Source organism: Oceanicoccus sagamiensis (genome assembly GCF_002117105.1).
Taxonomy (GTDB): domain Bacteria; phylum Pseudomonadota; class Gammaproteobacteria; order Pseudomonadales; family Dasaniaceae; genus Oceanicoccus; species Oceanicoccus sagamiensis.
Genome location: NZ_CP019343.1, coordinates 3,826,930 through 3,843,181 on the forward strand (window position 1 = coordinate 3,826,930; position 16,252 = coordinate 3,843,181).

Here is a 16,252-nt window from a genome sequence, read left to right on the forward strand (position 1 = left end):
GAATTGTGTGAAAGGTGGATTATAATCCACCCTACGACTGAGTACACAGTGCAGCTCGTTCCCTGCCAAAAAGTTATCAGACAACGCTATTAGTATCTAACGACAAGATAACAGCCTCGTTTGGAGGAACTTCCCCGTTAACAATTCTTAGGTAGGCAGCTTCTATCTCAGCGATCTCTTCAGATTTTGCTACCTTAATCCAGTGATTATCAATCGCCGCATCAACAAAACGGGTCAAAGCGATATCGGATTTTTTCTCCATATCGTCCTTCCCCCATCTCGCCAATAATTCATCAATCACTGTTGGGGCAAAAAACATCTCAAGTGGGGGATTAAACGTTTTAGCGGCCCATTTTTGAACCGGCTTGGGAGCCATCATATCAATCATCATTTTTAATATGCCTGAAGGACCAAAGGCGGTAAAGGTTGATGCCTTGGCATTGGAGTGAGTGCCGCCCACTGCCAAGGTTTTAATCAGGCTCTGTTTAATGCGCTTGTAGATAACGGCATCACCAGCAATATCTACCAGTACTGGTGTTAGGGCTTGATCATTGGGGATATCGTCTTCATAGCTCAGCACAATATCGTAGAGCCCGGTGTTTTTAACAAAATCAGCATTGGACTTGGCGGTATAGCCGATAACCGCTTGCAGGGCTCCCGTTTTGCGATCATCCTGAAGTAATAGGGCAGTGGCCAGGGAAAACTTGGAAGACGCTGAGGTTAGTACAACACTATTGGCCTGATAAAAGTCATTCATTTTTAACAGCTCATACAGCATAAAGCCACTTAAGGCGCTGGGTGCTGCAGTCATGGCCAGATCAGACTTATCGCCAGTGCCTTTGATAGGGGAGTTTGAATCGTCTTTCAGCTGCACAAAACCGTTATAAGCTTGATTCAGTTTGTCACGTTTTCCGCCATAGGCGGTAAAGCCATCGGCGCTGCGTTTGGCTTTCATTTGTACGACATTGCTAATATGCAAGAAACCACGGAAGCGTTCACCCACTGAAAACTCCGGGTTGGCAGATTCGATAATCGTAGCAACGCCCCATGCGGGCATATTGGCCAGATGCTTATACTGATCATTTAAGGGATATACAGAAAAGAACTTTAGAAAAGGGGCGTTGCCCATCTGTAAATAAAAGTGGTTATTGGCGCTTAGCCCCACTTTGTCGACACTAAGGCGTATCTCGTTGTCTGCGAGGGCGGGTAATTCATCTGTTAGCAGCGTGGTCTTTTCCAGGTTTTTACGATCGGTTGCTAGCATCACTCGTTTAATAGGCTGGCCCAAGGCTAAGTCCTCATTGTTATTAGATTTAATCGTAGCTCTTTGTACGGTCTGACGCTGTATTTCGATCATAAGATACAGCATTATTGTGCTGCTGTTTTAATGGCTATAGTTAGTAATGATTATCAGCATAGCGTCAAATTTACCGCAATCTTGATGCTGCTGAAAGGGCAGTTTCGGCCTGTTCTCAGATACTGCCGTATAGGTTAAGAGGTTTTACCTAACAAGGGCGTCTAGTCTGAAGAAAACCCTTATTTATTATTTCACCCAGGAGCGTTAAATGCCTACTATATCTGTTCAAAAAGCCCCCCTTCAGCTAAGCAACCTCGAGCCCTGCGAGAGCTTTGGCGAACCCATCGGTGACTTACCTCTACAAAGCGATGCCTGTTTTTATGATCAGGATGGTGTATTTATGGGTACTTGGGAATGTGAGCCCGGTAAATTACAGCTCAATCTTGCCGTTACAGAATTTTGTCACCTAATAAAAGGCCATTGGAAGCTGACCGATGAGAACGGTAATGTCACTGAGCTTAAGGCGGGGGACAGCTTTTGTTTTCCAAAGGGTTGGGTGGGTGTTAGTGAGGTCGTTGAAACCGTGCGTAAAGTTTATACCATGCTGGAGTAAAGGGACTGCTAGTTAAACAGGGGTTTACAGCTATTTTTTCTAGACCTTTTACAGTGACAGTAAAAGTGTCATGGAGCACTGTAGTAGGGCCAAGCTACTTGTAAGGCAGGGTTGCTGATACCCTGTGTGCACATATTAGAACTATCAAGGTTGTTGTTATGAAATGTATTGATAAAGCCCAGGCAGGGCTATTACTTATAGTTTCTCTCTTATTTCAGCATAGCGCTACTAGCCAGATGACGGCTGGGGCAGAGTATCAGGTATCAGTTCAGAGAGGGATTGTGTATGGCCAGGGTCTGGTTATTAAAGAGAATAAAAAGGTAAACCGAGAGCTTTGGTTGGATGCATACCTGCCGGATAAACCGCAGAGCGGGCCATTAGCTGCTGTTATCTACACCCATGGCGGGTCTTTCCATATAGGTTCTCCAAGAACAGCATTCACCGTTGATGGAGCCATTACAGACTCACCCGAAGACTATTGCCGACTTTTTGCCAGTCTCGGCTATGCCTGTTTTGCCATTCAGTACAGGCTTGGCTCAGAAGAGCCCATCGCATCAGGTAAAGGTTATTCTGAAGAGGTGGTAAATAGGGAAAGTATCAAACTGATGATGGATAGGGTCGCTATCATTCGCTCCAATCTTAATCTTCGCCCATTAGATATTAACAGTGAACAAGATAAAGCATTAATTGCTGATACGGTGCTATCGGCTGCAGAGGACCTTAAAAAGGCATTAGATTACATCACAGACAATGCCAAAAGCTTTAATGTAGATACAAAAAAAATTGTATTAGGAGGCTTTTCAGCAGGGGCTGTAACATCTCTTAATGTGGCTCACGGATTAAATGCTCCGGTTGCCGGTGTGTTTATGCTGAGCGCTGCACCGATAGGGTTTGATATTTTCAAAACAGTTTCAACAACCTCCAATAGCTCTCCTGCGTTATTATTTACTGGCCAATATGATCTTGCTGGTGCCATTACCAGTTTTGAAGGCTTGATTACTCACTATAGCAATGCGGGGCTGGATTTCAGCTATGCCTGGGTACCAGCCTTCGGTCATTTTTACCCATCGGGTGCTGTCAGCCTTGGTGGCGATGGTACCAGGCTATCGGTACGTGAAAGAGTGACCCAATTCGTTGCTAGAGTGACTACGGTTGCAGATTAATATGAGCCTCTACATTCCGTTTGTATGGTTGGCTCAGGCTGAATTTCTCGATATATACCCATAAGTCTGGATGGCTAGCAGCAGCAAATCAAGGACTTGGCTACTGCCAGTTATCCATTCTCTAGATCGATATAGCCCAAAACTCCGGTTTGGCTGGTTCCAGATAACCCATCCCCCCAGATTGATTACATAACATGCTGCCTTAGATAATGGACGTTCAAGCTAAAAACCTCGCTCTCTAACTTCAATATTCCACAGCAAACAAGCAATATCTTGTCCGGTGTAATTTGACCGGACTTATTGGACCGAATAAACACTGGAAACACTCCCTCCAAGTCCTTCCAAACAATAAATACCCGGTTCAGAATAACAGCGGGTAGAAGCTCGTCCAGAGATATCTGATTACGCTCTTCCAGTACAATCAATAGCTCTAACTTATTATTATTAAAGAATATTTAAGGTCCGAACCACTACGCCCCTTATCGTTTCCAATGTATCTTTGGCAGAAATAGATTAGCCCTCAAACTCAGCTAAGCAAAAAATTTTTACAATTCCTGGTCCGAGCAGATTTGCACGGACGCCTGCCAGCATAAATACCACTAGATTAGTCTCATTGCTTCCCGTTGACATTAGGACTATCGCAACTATGTATCCAATAATAAAAATAGCAACTGACGCTAGCTGTTGCAGTTGGCCAGCTTTTTCCCAGATCTCGGCAATGGGAGTGTGGCGGCGATGACACTTCAGACAAACACCCTTAACTCCAAGCTACGGCTAGTACGCTGGCCGCTGGCTGTGCTCCTTGTCTTGGCAATCTCTGTACTTGCTTTAGTGCTTACCATCAGGCAAGGGCTCGGTGAGTCCTTCATACGAAATGGCAACTGGTATACCAGTGAAAGTATTGGTTCCGCGGATGCTAGTGCCACGGTTAGGGCGGTCGTTGCCATAGCCGGATTGCTGGCATCTACTCGTGAAGACTCTATGTACTACACCGTCAAATCGGTGGATGGAGAACCCTTACGATTAGACTGTCGTTACCGCATAGAAGGAGATGATTACAACGCTGATTGGTGGAGCATTACCGCCTATGGGTGGGACTATTTTTTGATACCCAACCAGCAAAAGCGTTATTCCTTCAATAACGAGAATGTCGTCCGTAATGAGGATGGTAGCTGGGTTATACAGGTCAGTGCCAGCAAAGAGGAAGGTAACTGGTTGCCCGTTGGACCTTCTGGAACCCCGATTTCGAGCAAGTCGACTGATAACGACTTTGACCTGTTATTTCGACTTTATACACCAGGGGACGCCTACCTGCAAAACCCTGAAACAGCACCGTTACCGATAGTTACTCTGGAGGGTTGCTCATGAGCTGGTTACGCTGGATAGCCTTTATTTTAATCTGTGGCTGGTTGGGGCAGTACCCTCTGGCCATGCTGGTCCCACACTTGGTGATGGAGCGCTTATACAGCAAGATCGAAGAACGTATAAGCCCAAATAAGCTGAACGTAAATCCACGACCTGATGAAACCTCCCGTTGGGTGGTGCGTCCAAGTCCAGACCTTCTGTATGCCAGTTGCTTGTACAACCTGGAGCAGGGCTCGGTGGTCATTACCGCCCCGGTAACTGATCGTTATTGGTCCATGCAGTTTTACCAAATGAATACCGATAACTTCGCCGGTATCACTAACCAGCGTGATGAGCATGTTCGTATTGGCACCCAAGTTGAGGTAACCCTGATTGGACCCGAGGCCGACCCTGAGCAATATTCTGGTGAAGTCATTCAATCCCCAACGGCCAGAGGCATGATGTTAATACGTGCCTCAGGAATAGGTGATGACACAGAGGCAAAGGCGGCTCTGGAGCTGAGCCGTTGCAGTCCTGGCAAAGATAACCAGCAAGCTGCACGAAACACTTAAGTAAAATTACAAACAAAAATACAAATAAAAACATTAAGATAAACATAATAAGGGGAGTCTTTATGCTTGATAAGCAGAATATTTTTAAACAAACGGTTCTGGCTGCTGCTATTGCAGGTATTAGCCTTACTTGTGCTACTGGTGCCAATGCAGAGAGTGGCAAACTCGAAGAGATTGTCGTTACAGCGCAAAAGCGTACCGAGAGCCTGCAGGACGTACCCATCTCAATAGCCACCATGAGTGGTGAAAAAATTGATGACAGGGGCCTCACTTCGCTGCAGGAATTGACTCAGTATATGCCCAATGTGATCGTCAATGCTGGCTCCGGTACTCCGAACCTGTTTATCCGCGGCATTGGTTCCGGCACCAACCAGGGCTTTGAACAGTCTGTGGGTATGTATATCGATGGTGTTTACGCAGGACGTGGGCCGCTTGCCGCGATACCAACTACCATGGACCTTGAAAGGGTAGAGGTACTCAAAGGTCCCCAGGGAATTTTGTTTGGCAAGAATACGATTGCGGGAGCCATCAATATTACTAGCGCCAAGCCTACGGACGAGTTCGAGGGTATGGTTGAGGCTCTGTATGAGCCAGAGTATGGGTCACAGCAATATAATCTGGTGTTATCCGGGCCGTTGACCAATGATCTGTCCGGTCGTCTGGCGGTGCGCCATGATGCTACTGAAGATGGCTGGTGGGAAAATGTCACCACCGGTAATGAAGGCCCAGATCGTGAAAATTGGTATGCTCGCGGCAGCCTGAAATGGGTAGCTAGTGATACCGTGCTAGTGAATGCGAAATATGAATATGGCGATTTCGAGAGCGAAGATTCTGCCACTGTGGTGTACCAGTCAGACTTTGTTGGACAGGAGAATATTTTTGGCGGCGTACCGATTCCGGTAGTCTCAGACAGAGATAAAGGCGCCGGTGATGCCGGAACCAGCAAAACAACGGATACAGAAGTGTTTGCGCTGACCGTCGATTGGGAGCTGGATTTTGCCACCCTTACTTCGATCTCGGCCTACTCGGCTTACGAGTTGTTTTCGACTGGCGATACCGATATTACAGCCACGCCAGCGCTGCACCGTACACGTTGGGAAGATTATGAATCCTATAGTCAAGAACTGCGTCTGGTTTCCCCCGGTGGAGAAACTATCGACTGGATTGCTGGAGCCTATTACCAAAGCAATGAGCTGGATATCAGTCGCCAAATTTATGCTCTGGATTTTTTGGAGTCAGGTCCTTTGAGTACCAGTGCGCTGTATTTACCCGACGAAAGTGCGCCAACCGTGCCTACGCTTTTCGATCAGGAAAGTGAAAGTTGGGCCATCTTCGCCCAGGGTACCTGGAATGTCTCTGACACTCTTCGCGTGACGCTGGGTCTGCGCTATAACGAAGAGTCCAAGGATTTGGATAAGGTCTCTGACTCCGAGGGCTTGCTGGTTAGGAGCGCTACCGGTTTCCCGGTTTACTCCAACCCTGCCAATTCTGAGTCAATTGCTGATCTACGGTCACACAGCTTTACCGGCCTGAGTCGTGATGAAGATAAAGTGACTTACTCCAGTAATATTCAGTGGGATATGACAGATAACGCCATGCTTTACGCCAGTGTCAGCACCGGTTTCAAGGGCGGTGGTTATGACGAAGCCTACAGCAGTCAAGGCTACGAGGTTCGTTTGGTGAACTTTCTTACCGGTGCAGAACTCGGAGCGACAGTACCGGGTAATGATCCCTCAATACTGGAGTATGAAGACGAAGAGGTACTCGCCTATGAGCTCGGCGCAAAAATGACGCTGCTGGATGGCGCTGCTGAATTAAACGCCGCAGTATTTCGGATGGAGTACGACAACCTGCAGACCAGCTCTCTGGTTGGCGATACATTCCGTGTAGGCAATGCGGGCGAGTCGATTAGTCAGGGCGTGGAACTTGATGGCCGTATCTGGTTATCCGATCGTTTGACAGTAGGGGGCGGCGTTGCTTTTCTTGACGCCTACTATGATGACTTTTCAGGTGCCACCTGTACCACCCCGCAAAATATGGATCCGGCTAACAACCCCGGTTGTTTGCTTGAAGACGGCAGCAATATCGTCACGCCGGGGGAGAAAGGCGGACAGAACCTGAAGGACGAGACCCTGGTCTTTGCGCCGGAGTGGAGTGCCAGTTTTTTCGCCACCTATGTGATTCCCGTTGGTACTACCATGGAGCTGGTCAATGGCCTGGATATCAACTATAGCGATGAGTATTACTCAGCGCTGGATCTTGATCCAAATACCAAGCACGACGCTACCACTATTATCAATGCGCGTATCGCGCTGGCTAGCACCGATGACAGTTGGACGCTGGCTGTGATTGGTAGAAACCTGACCGATGAAGAGACCTACCTCTGGAAAAGCGATTTGCCCGTCACTAATTCCAACAGTTACTACGGTGTACCGGAAGCACCACGCACTATTTCCATTCAAGGCCGCTACCGCTTCTAAAGGACTTCCCTCGCGTTAACCTGACCACCGCTGATATATGGACGTATAAGCGGTGGTCAGACTTGGATAAAGAATAATTATATGAGCGCAGCCTCTACTAAATCAGGCATTGAAAACTATCCGCGATTTATTCTCGGTTTTTTGATGTTGCTTAACATTCTCAATATGGTGGATAGAAACTTACTCGCCAGCTTTGGCCCGCAAGTGGTTGCCGACCTTAACTTGAGTGATAGTGAGTTTGGTCTACTGACGGGTGTTATTTTTGTCTTTTTTTATTCCATCATGGGACTTGTGATGGGTTTTTTGGCGGACCGTTATCATCGCCCGCGACTGATTGCTGTCGGTCTTGTGATGTGGAGTGTGCTAACTGCTTACTCGGGTATAGCCAAGAACTTTCTACAATTAGCGACCGCACGTGTATTTATTGGGGTAGGGGAGTCCTGCCTGTCTCCAACATCGATGTCACTGTTATCGGATTTGTATCCGGCTCAACAACGAGGACTCGTCTCTGCCATTTTTTACCTTGGCGTACCCCTTGGTGCTGGTGCAAGTTTTATCGTTGCTGGTGTGCTGGGTCCGCAACTGGGTTGGCGAAATTGCTTTCTGATTATGGGGGCGGTCGGTTTGGTACTGGTAATACCCCTGTTGTTCATCAATGACCCTCAGCGCGGATTAAAAGATACAGCCATTGATAAAGCAAGCAATAACGACAGGTGGAGTGAATTATTTATCGCACTCAAGCAGAATCCAGCAATCATGTTGACTATGCTAGGTGCCATTTTTTTGCATATTCCAGTCGGTGCCGCTAACTTCGCACAACTTTGGTTGGTTAGGGAGCGGGGTTTTGAAGCGTCTGACATAGCAACGCTATACGGCAGCCTATTTATTGTGTTTGGAACGCTTGGCACTTTGCTGGGTGGTGTACTGGGAGATTGGTACCATGCTCGTTATCAAGGTGGCAGAGTTAGACTGCTGGCTTTGCTTATGGTGATATTGACGCCGCTACTTTTGGGGTATCGCTTAGCTGATCCCTCATCGTCTTTTTTTTATATCGGTATGTGTGCAGGTTTTTTCTTAATGACAGCATTCTACGGGCCAGCATTTTCAACCATTCAGGATTTATCGCCCCCCAGAATGAGAGCGCGCATGACTGCCATACTCCTGATTGCCTGTAACCTGATTGGACTGGGATTAGGGGCGGTTATTACCGGGGTAATTAGTGATCTATTGCAGGCTCAGTTGGTAGAAAACTCACTAACCTGGTCATTAATGGCGGCAGACTTGATATCGTTCTTGACGATACCTTCGTTTATCTGCGCTTCATTGTATATAGCCAGATATCAGAAAAGAAAAGCGCTATAAACTCATTGTTGAATTTATTCGCTTAAAAGGCAGATGTATTAATGATAAAAAAAATCACTGCTGCAATATGCATAATTCTCGTTCTCGGTATTGCCATTATTATCTTAGGCAAACAGCCCGAGCCACTCGACAAAGAGAGTGAAAGCTCGCTAATTTTGGCCACTCACCCCTATGGCTTTATACGCAAGGATTTACGCTTAGTAGATAGTACTCGCCCAACCCAAGCCAATAAAGATTTTACTGGAGTCGATTCGCGTACTCTGGATGTATCCTATTGGCACCCGGTCAATCGACTCGGTGAACTGCCTGAGGGAAAGCATCCGTTGGTGGTGTATTCCCATGGTTTTGGTTCAACGAGAAATAGTGGTCAGCATATAGCCGAGTTTCTTGCCAGTAATGGCTATATCGTTATTGCAGCAGATTTCCCTTTGACTAACACCAGTGCGCCTGGTGGTCCTAAATTGAAAGATGTCGTCAATCAGCCAGGTGATGTGTCGTTTTTGATTGATAACGTTATCCTCTGGTCACAAGACAAAGAACACGTTTTAGCGACGCATCTTGATACTACTCGTATTGGTGTTACAGGTATTTCACTCGGTGGAATGACAACTATTTTAGTGAGCTATCACCCAAGCAATCGTGATCCACGTATCAAGGCGGCCGCCTCCATTGCAGGGCCGACCAATACCTTTTCGGAAACGTTTTACCGCAACACCGGTATTCCTTTTTTAATGTTGGCATCTAACATCGACGCATTGGTACCTTACAACGAGCATGCTTTAACGGTGCTGGATAGGGTGCCACAATCCAGTCTTGTCACCATTGCCGGTGGTAGTCACTTGGGATTCGCTGACTATAGCGGTATTTTACGCTGGCTTGATAATCCGGATGCTATCGGTTGTTATTCGCTAATGAACAATATCGATATTGAAGAAGAACCCTGGCATGCATTGCTAGGTACTCCGGAGCAGGGCGTACTTTACGAGCCTGTCCCTTTGCCTTGCCAAACGATGCCACTGCCGGAAGCAATAAACCCGTTACGGCAACATAGCTTGACCCAGTTGGTTATCTTTAGCTTTTTCGAATCCCATTTCAATAAAGCTCGAGAGAAACGCAATTATTTTAATCATTTTTTGCACGAAGTTTTACCACAGGAAATTACCGAGGTGAGTGTACGTCGCCGAAACAACTAATGCATACCAATCTGACAGACCTGTTAAGGCTGCCGACTGATGTTACGCACTAGTTCCCCGTTGTCCGCTTAAACTGGGTTGGTGTCATATCAGTGACTCGCTTGAAAGCATCATAGAAGGATGATTTCGATTTGAATCCAACTTCAAAGGCCAGTTCGACAATCGGCATTTCCGCCGTAGCAGGGTCAAGCAACATACGCCTGGCGAGATCTATTCGGTAGCTATTAACGAAGCTGAAAAAATTCTGGTTCATCTGCCCATTTAGTACCTGCGATGCCTGTGGTGCAGTCAAACCCGCTGCCTCAGCCAGTTCAGGTAAAGTCAGATCAGGGTTCAGGTATAGTTCCTGCTCCTGCATCACTTCCACCAGTTTAATTCTGGAGCGCTGGCCGTCCTCGTTACTAATTTTAGATCGTTTGTATTTGCCATCCGACTCAGCCTCGTCTTCCTTTACAGCTATAGAATGGGTATGGCTAGCAGATTCCTGCTCGCTTGATGGCTCTTGCTCTCCATTCGACACCTCTGCATTCGACACCTCTGAGTTCGACACTTGAGGCGGATGGGTTTGCCTTTTTTCCCACTTAGGTTCACTTTCCAAGGCTTGCACCACACCGCGAATCAAGCTGGGTTGAAGCAGTGCACTTACCGCGAGACCATAAAATAGAATCACCAGCAGAACCGCATAGGCATTCGCGAGAGGAGCTGAGACATCATAGAGATTTAACAACAGAGGGATACGATTAAATAACAACAGCAGCACAAGAAATACGAGGAAAGAAATGGTCAGTAAGCGTAGCCAACGGAGATTCATTTGCTCCAGCGATGAAAAGTGCAGCTCTAAGCGCTGGTTGTGACCTTTGATTAACTTAAGCACAAGGAAGCAATAAACAGCCGACTGAGCTACAAAAAATATCATATGAAAGTGCGACTCGATCAATATGCGCCAAAAGCCACCCATAAAACCCCATATTATGGTTTCAGTCGAAGGGCTACTTCCCAGAAAACTCCATAAATGAGTTGTGAGGAGTCGCTGCTGGTCGGCATCTAACTGCCAAAATTTTAGGTTATTTAACGCAAAAAAGAGCACCGCCGGTAGAAAATGCCAGCTTTGGCGATAATTGATTTTTGCCCCGGTAATGCTAAGTGCATAAAGGTAGAGTAGGGGAGCCCAGGTAAAACGGAGTTGCTGAAGGAGCAGGGAATACTGGGGATAATCGTTAAACACGCCTGATCGAATGAGCAACCGCTGTAATAGGAGGGCCGCAGTAGCCAGTACCAGAGCAGCCATAAAACTATTGGCCAATCGGTGATCGGAACGGACATATAGCAAGACGCCAGCAATAACAACACCCTGCACAACGCCGATTCCGATAAGTATATCAATAAGATTCATTAAACTTTAAGCGCCCTTTTTTATAATAACTAATGAATGTTGAAGCCTTAGTACCTACAAAGCTGCAGCGTATTTTCATTAACATTCATTCGATCAAGCTTTCTATCGCGTATTATTCTACAACTTAATCCATAATGCCAAAAGCAGCATCTTCCCTTTGGATTAACAACTGGGTGTTGCCCAATCAACTTTAATAAGGTGTTTTGAGTATAGGTGGAAGTAGGCTTTCTAGTACTCCTGTTTGAGCTGGGTCGAACCAGAGATTTTCTAGCCAACAATTTGACTGGTGAGGAGGGAGATTTGCTCCTTGATTTCATCAAAGACAAACTGGCCTGCGGGGGAGAATGACTGTTGCTTACGATGAACCAGAGCGATGACCGTGTGGAAATCAGTGCCTGGGATATTGAGTTTGACCAGATCACCGCGTTCGACCTGCTGGCGTATATAGCTGGTCATGGGGTTGAGGATAATGATGTCGCACTCTTTAGCCAGACTAACATAGAATTCCGAGGAAGCAACATCAATAAAGGATTCTGGTTGCTTAATATCGTTGCCAGCAAAGGCAGAAGACCAGCCATGAATATCAGCAGCCCAGTCCTTACCATAAGCCAAACGGTAATCTAGTACCTGCTCTAAAGACACCTGTTTTTTTTGGGCCAGCGGGTGCTGTTTTCCAACCACTAATTTATAGGGCATTCTAAATAATTCATGATGAACAGCGTCAGGGTGTTGTGTATCCACAGGTATTTCAGCAAAAAAGAAGTCGATATCACCGCTAATTAACTGGCTCATTGACCAGCTATAAATTCCATGACAGGTGAGAATCTGGATTCGAGGGTAGCGAGAAATAAATCTACCGATAATACTACCCATTTCGGTGGTTGCGACAAAAGGCGAGATGCCGAGCCGGACCTGGCCTTCACCGATACCCTTGAGCTGATTGATGTCGTCGAGGGCATTTTGCACCAGGGAATCCATTTTTTGTGCGTGTTCAAACAAGGATTTACCAAAAGTCGTGGGTACCAGCTTGCCAGAGCCACGCTCTAGGAGCTGCACACCGAGTTTGGATTCGAGACCTTTTATCGACAAGCTAAGAGCCGGCTGCGAGATATGCACGGCTTCGGCGGCTTTACGAAAGCTGCCCATCCTGACAATGGCGGAAAAATAGCGGAGTTGTTTGATGTCCATAGCGGATAAGTAAAACAAAAGACTTTCATTAAAACAATAAAATTGACAAATATTTACTGATCCCTTGAAATAGCGGCTAGTGGTGTGGGTTTCCCACATTTGAATTATAGATTTATATCGAGCGAGGTTATTCAATGTCAATGCACGGCAAAGTTTGTTTAATTACCGGGGCTGCCCGCGGCTTGGGTAGGGTTACCGCTCTGGAAATGGCCCGGCAGGGTGTTGAGAAAGTGTTTCTGGTCGATTGGGAAGGGGAGCATGGTACTCGCACTCGTGATGAAATCAACGCAATAACAGGTCGTGACACTGCTGAGTTTATTTACTGTGATCAGTCCTCACTGGCGCAAGTGAGAAAGTTGGCCGATACGATTAAGTCTAAGACCGATAAGCTCCATGTTTTGGTGAACAATGCCGGTATTACCGACCCGGTACGTCGGTTAAGTGTCGATGGTTTTGAGATGCATCTGGCCACCAATCATCTGTCACATTTTCTGTTAACGTACTTACTGTTGGATTTATTGAAGGCCAGTACGCCGGCCAGAATCGTCTGTATATCCTCCGACGCCCATAAGGCTGGCCCGGGTTTAGACTTTGACGATTTTAATAATGAAGCTATCTGGAAGGGAAATATAATATCCAATGCTGCAGCGTTCACCGCTTACCATCGCTCCAAACTATGTAACATCTTTTTTATGCAGGAGCTATCGGAGCGGCTTTTTGGCACCGGAGTAGTTATTAATGCGGTTTCGCCTGGGTATTTCGTTAACACCACTATTTATCGAAATATGCGTGGCATGTTCAAGTGGGGGGCAATGATGGTATTTGGCTTTGGCAGTATGCTGGGTTTGAATACGCCGGAAAAGGGTGCGCGCTCCCATATATATTTGTCCTGTTCGCCAGACGCTGAAAACATTAAAGGTAAATATTTTGAAAATGCTAAAGAAAAGGCAATGGGTAAACAGGCTTTTGATGAGCAGGCGCGTAAGCGTCTATGGGCTTTGAGTGAAGAAATGGTGGGTGTTGTTTTTGACTAAGCTGCATTTATGACCTTGAATGCGACGCCACAAAATTAGAAGCAGGATAAAAAATGTTTTACACTGAACGTGTTTTTCGCGGCTTTGATCTTAATACTGGAACCTGGTCGGATACCTTGGCATTAAGTGCTGCTGCCTTGGCTGTGGTTATTTATATCACCATTTTTTTGCTCCGAAAAAAAGATGATTCCAAATATTACAATAGCCCACTGGCGTGGTTGCGGGCGTTTGGTTTCTTTAGTGTTTGTTTTGCGCTTGGTGCGGCAACCGGTGTCGCTGAAAAAATAATTAGCGAACCCTGGGGGCCGGTGGCGGCGGCTGATAACTGGATGTTTGTTGGCGGCGCAGTTATTTTTGCCATCATTATTGCTAATGGCTATCTCCATATATGGCCGCGTGGCACCTATGTAAAAAATCGAAAGTTTTATTGGACGACTATTCCAATGGGGCTTATTTGGGGTATTGCGGAAGGGCAGCTACATCTTGCTACCTGGTCATTATTGGAAATGACCGGGATGTGGCCGATTGCTACAGCGGTGTTAACCATGGTGATTTTGCCGAACTACCAATGGCATATGTATTACTGGGATGTCTATGTTGAACCCGGCCACAACATCCTGGAAACCAATATGCAAAAGGCCGGGTATTCGCATATACCTAATATGGCGTGGGCAATGGTAATGATGGTGTTATTTGCCGCTCCGGGCTTACATGTGTTGATGCAAACAGTCGCGCTTTTCTCGTGTGCTATTGCTATGCGTTTTCCACCACCATGGAAGGCCGAGTGGCATGGTAAGGACGTTGACCCAACCGGCGGACGTCCGGCCGCTGAGGTTGGGTATGACTTACAAAGCCATAGTTTCAAAGAAGGCTATCGCTAATAAATTGGTGGCGGGTAATTTCACTTTAACTGGAGAGAAAGTCAGTCCCTATAATGGCTCAAGCTCGCATCGATAAAGGGTTGTAGTTGAGTTCCACCTATCTGGAGACAATTCCACATAAAACCGAAACTGACACCAAAGGGATTAAACCTATAAGCATAATTACATATAGCTTCGCATAATGTATATTATGTTAAATAGAATATTCATTAGATATCACCCAAACCTGATAAGGCCATAACCAAAGCCCCTACACACGTTCAAAGCATCGACGCTGGAAGACTAATTGAGAAAGCCAGCAAGCTGAACTGTACCGCTATTAACATATAGGTCTGTTAGTAAACAAACCTCCCCTGAACTAACTTCACATCAGGCAACTGCACTGAAGTAATGCTGTTGGGTTTTACTACCAACGGATAGCCGGTCATGATTAGCACGCTAAGCTTGCTGGTCACGGATGTAAATCCAGGCAGAGGCTGCTCAACAATCCGTGGAACTCTATGGTCGCGGTTATTAACCGGGTTTGGATTTGGAACTGGTCAGCTGGTCATATACAGCTCGGTGTTGTCTGCGATTAATAACCAAGCCTCCGCCCGTCTCGTAACTAACCTCGATCTGAAAATCCATAGGGCTAAACCCAAAAAGGCTCCTGATAAGGAGCCTTGATCAAATCGCCACTACAGCTTATTTCTTGCGTTTGATACCGGCTAAGCCAATCAATGCTGAGCCAAAAAGCCACGCTGCAGCAGGTACAGGAACGCTGCTTACTGTTACTGAACCATTGATATAGTTGTGGTCTATCAGAGAGCCAGAGCTAGCCCATGGATTAAGACTAAATTCATTCAGTGTCAAATCGGTTACACCGGTACCTATAGCTTGAAATTCCACAGAGGCCACCGTGAAATCACCAATCACAGAAGAAAATGCATTGACCATAATACCGTTGACGGTACCGACACCATTATTAATAGTGCCAGTATCATTGAAAAAATCCCAATAACCACCATCTATTGAAACTGACAAGACGTTGAGCACTGAAGCATCAAACAAAATATTAACGCCACCGCCATCAACATTGCTGCTGAAGTCAGAACCTACGATATCAAGAGTAAACACATCGTTTAACCCCGCCGTATAATCGACATCATCCCAAGAAACGGTCGCAGCATAGGCATGCTGACCGGCTAGCATTAAAGCAACAATTAAAAACTCTTTATATTTATTTTTCATGATCTACTACCTTTACGTCATTTATTTTTACTAACAATAATTTTTGTTTTTTGAAACTTAACATCCAGCACGCTTCCGTTAGAAGCGAACGGGTTGATTTCTGATGGCTTAAGCCTTATTGCTGTTTTACCTGTTCTTTTTGCTGAAAAAGTAACTGTCGCTATACGAGCATCACCCGACACACCTTTAAAGTTACTGAATAATATATCCGATACCATATTACCCTTGCGATTAACCAGTCCTGAGGATGTTGCAAAATTCCACAATGTTGAGTTCATTGAAACATCAACAACATTAATCACTGAACGATTGAAGCGTAAGCTTACGCCCCTCCTTCTGATAAAGGAAAGTCAGACATGGCCAGATCTAAACTAAAGGTATCCCCTTTTTTTACATACACTTTTGGCTCACCTAAGTAAACTGTTGGCTCTGCAACAACAAGAGTAGATAAAACAGCGAGCAGCACCAGAGCTGATAATCTTTTTACAATAGTCATATTACT

The 16,252-nt window shown here is 46.0% G+C and carries 15 protein-coding genes; 9 read left to right on the forward strand and 6 right to left on the reverse strand.

Translation table 11 applies throughout. The features are described 5' to 3' along the window. Window positions 1-76 precede the first annotated feature (76 nt). Window positions 77-1,369, reverse strand: coding sequence for a DUF2855 family protein (locus BST96_RS17365; protein WP_085759914.1), 1,293 nt, complete (start codon window positions 1,367-1,369; stop codon window positions 77-79). A gap of 196 nt (window positions 1,370-1,565) precedes the next feature. On the opposite strand from BST96_RS17365, the gene BST96_RS17370 reads away from it, so the two are divergent. From BST96_RS17370 to BST96_RS17405, 7 genes are all read left to right on the forward strand, one after another. After that, window positions 1,566-1,910, forward strand: coding sequence for a cupin domain-containing protein (locus BST96_RS17370; RefSeq protein ID WP_085759915.1), 345 nt, complete (start codon window positions 1,566-1,568; stop codon window positions 1,908-1,910). Between the two features lie 158 nt (window positions 1,911-2,068). Continuing rightward, window positions 2,069-3,073 carry an alpha/beta hydrolase gene (locus tag BST96_RS17375; protein ID WP_085759916.1) on the forward strand — a complete coding sequence of 335 codons (1,005 nt, stop codon included), beginning with the start codon at window positions 2,069-2,071 and terminating at the stop codon, window positions 3,071-3,073. Window positions 3,074-3,808: 735 nt separating this feature from the next. Further along, window positions 3,809-4,441 (forward strand): DUF1214 domain-containing protein, encoded by a 633-nt coding sequence (locus tag BST96_RS17385; protein ID WP_157118001.1) that lies wholly within the window; start codon window positions 3,809-3,811, stop codon window positions 4,439-4,441. Continuing rightward, complete coding sequence (locus BST96_RS17390) at window positions 4,438-4,989, forward strand: DUF1254 domain-containing protein (protein ID WP_085759919.1); 552 nt, start codon at window positions 4,438-4,440, stop codon at window positions 4,987-4,989. Before BST96_RS17385 ends, BST96_RS17390 begins: the two co-directional genes overlap by 4 nt. 62 nt (window positions 4,990-5,051) lie before the next feature. After that, complete coding sequence (locus BST96_RS17395; protein WP_085759920.1) at window positions 5,052-7,469, forward strand: TonB-dependent receptor; 2,418 nt, start codon at window positions 5,052-5,054, stop codon at window positions 7,467-7,469. Between the two features lie 81 nt (window positions 7,470-7,550). Further along, window positions 7,551-8,831, forward strand: coding sequence for a spinster family MFS transporter (locus BST96_RS17400; protein WP_085759921.1), 1,281 nt, complete (start codon window positions 7,551-7,553; stop codon window positions 8,829-8,831). A 41-nt stretch (window positions 8,832-8,872) separates the two neighbouring features. Continuing rightward, window positions 8,873-10,024: an alpha/beta hydrolase family protein gene (locus BST96_RS17405; protein ID WP_085759922.1), complete on the forward strand. Its 1,152-nt coding sequence runs from the start codon at window positions 8,873-8,875 to the stop codon at window positions 10,022-10,024. Window positions 10,025-10,073: 49 nt separating this feature from the next. On the opposite strand, the gene BST96_RS17410 is transcribed toward BST96_RS17405, so the two are convergent. Both BST96_RS17410 and BST96_RS17415 read right to left on the reverse strand, forming a co-directional pair. Next, window positions 10,074-11,417 carry a helix-turn-helix domain-containing protein gene (locus tag BST96_RS17410; protein ID WP_085759923.1) on the reverse strand — a complete coding sequence of 448 codons (1,344 nt, stop codon included), beginning with the start codon at window positions 11,415-11,417 and terminating at the stop codon, window positions 10,074-10,076. A 267-nt stretch (window positions 11,418-11,684) separates the two neighbouring features. Continuing rightward, entirely contained in the window at window positions 11,685-12,605 is a 921-nt protein-coding gene (locus BST96_RS17415; protein ID WP_169714032.1) for a LysR family transcriptional regulator, read from the reverse strand. A 134-nt stretch (window positions 12,606-12,739) separates the two neighbouring features. Here BST96_RS17415 and BST96_RS17420 point away from each other — a divergent pair, with 134 nt between their 5' ends. Both BST96_RS17420 and BST96_RS17425 read left to right on the forward strand, forming a co-directional pair. Next, the gene (locus BST96_RS17420) at window positions 12,740-13,639 is read left to right on the forward strand and encodes an SDR family NAD(P)-dependent oxidoreductase (protein ID WP_085759925.1); all 900 of its coding nucleotides are present in this window, start codon (window positions 12,740-12,742) and stop codon (window positions 13,637-13,639) included. Window positions 13,640-13,692: 53 nt separating this feature from the next. Then, the gene (locus BST96_RS17425) at window positions 13,693-14,520 is read left to right on the forward strand and encodes a hypothetical protein (RefSeq protein ID WP_085759926.1); all 828 of its coding nucleotides are present in this window, start codon (window positions 13,693-13,695) and stop codon (window positions 14,518-14,520) included. Between the two features lie 684 nt (window positions 14,521-15,204). Here BST96_RS17425 and BST96_RS17430 read toward each other — a convergent pair. From BST96_RS17430 to BST96_RS20530, 3 genes are read right to left on the reverse strand one after another with little or no spacing between them, the layout of a single operon-like run. After that, window positions 15,205-15,750, reverse strand: a complete 546-nt coding sequence (locus tag BST96_RS17430; protein ID WP_085759927.1) for a VPLPA-CTERM sorting domain-containing protein — start codon at window positions 15,748-15,750, stop codon at window positions 15,205-15,207. A 17-nt stretch (window positions 15,751-15,767) separates the two neighbouring features. Beyond that, entirely contained in the window at window positions 15,768-16,028 is a 261-nt protein-coding gene (locus tag BST96_RS17435; protein ID WP_157118003.1) for a hypothetical protein, read from the reverse strand. Window positions 16,029-16,072: 44 nt separating this feature from the next. Continuing rightward, entirely contained in the window at window positions 16,073-16,246 is a 174-nt protein-coding gene (locus BST96_RS20530) for a hypothetical protein (RefSeq protein ID WP_157118004.1), read from the reverse strand. Window positions 16,247-16,252 lie beyond the last annotated feature (6 nt).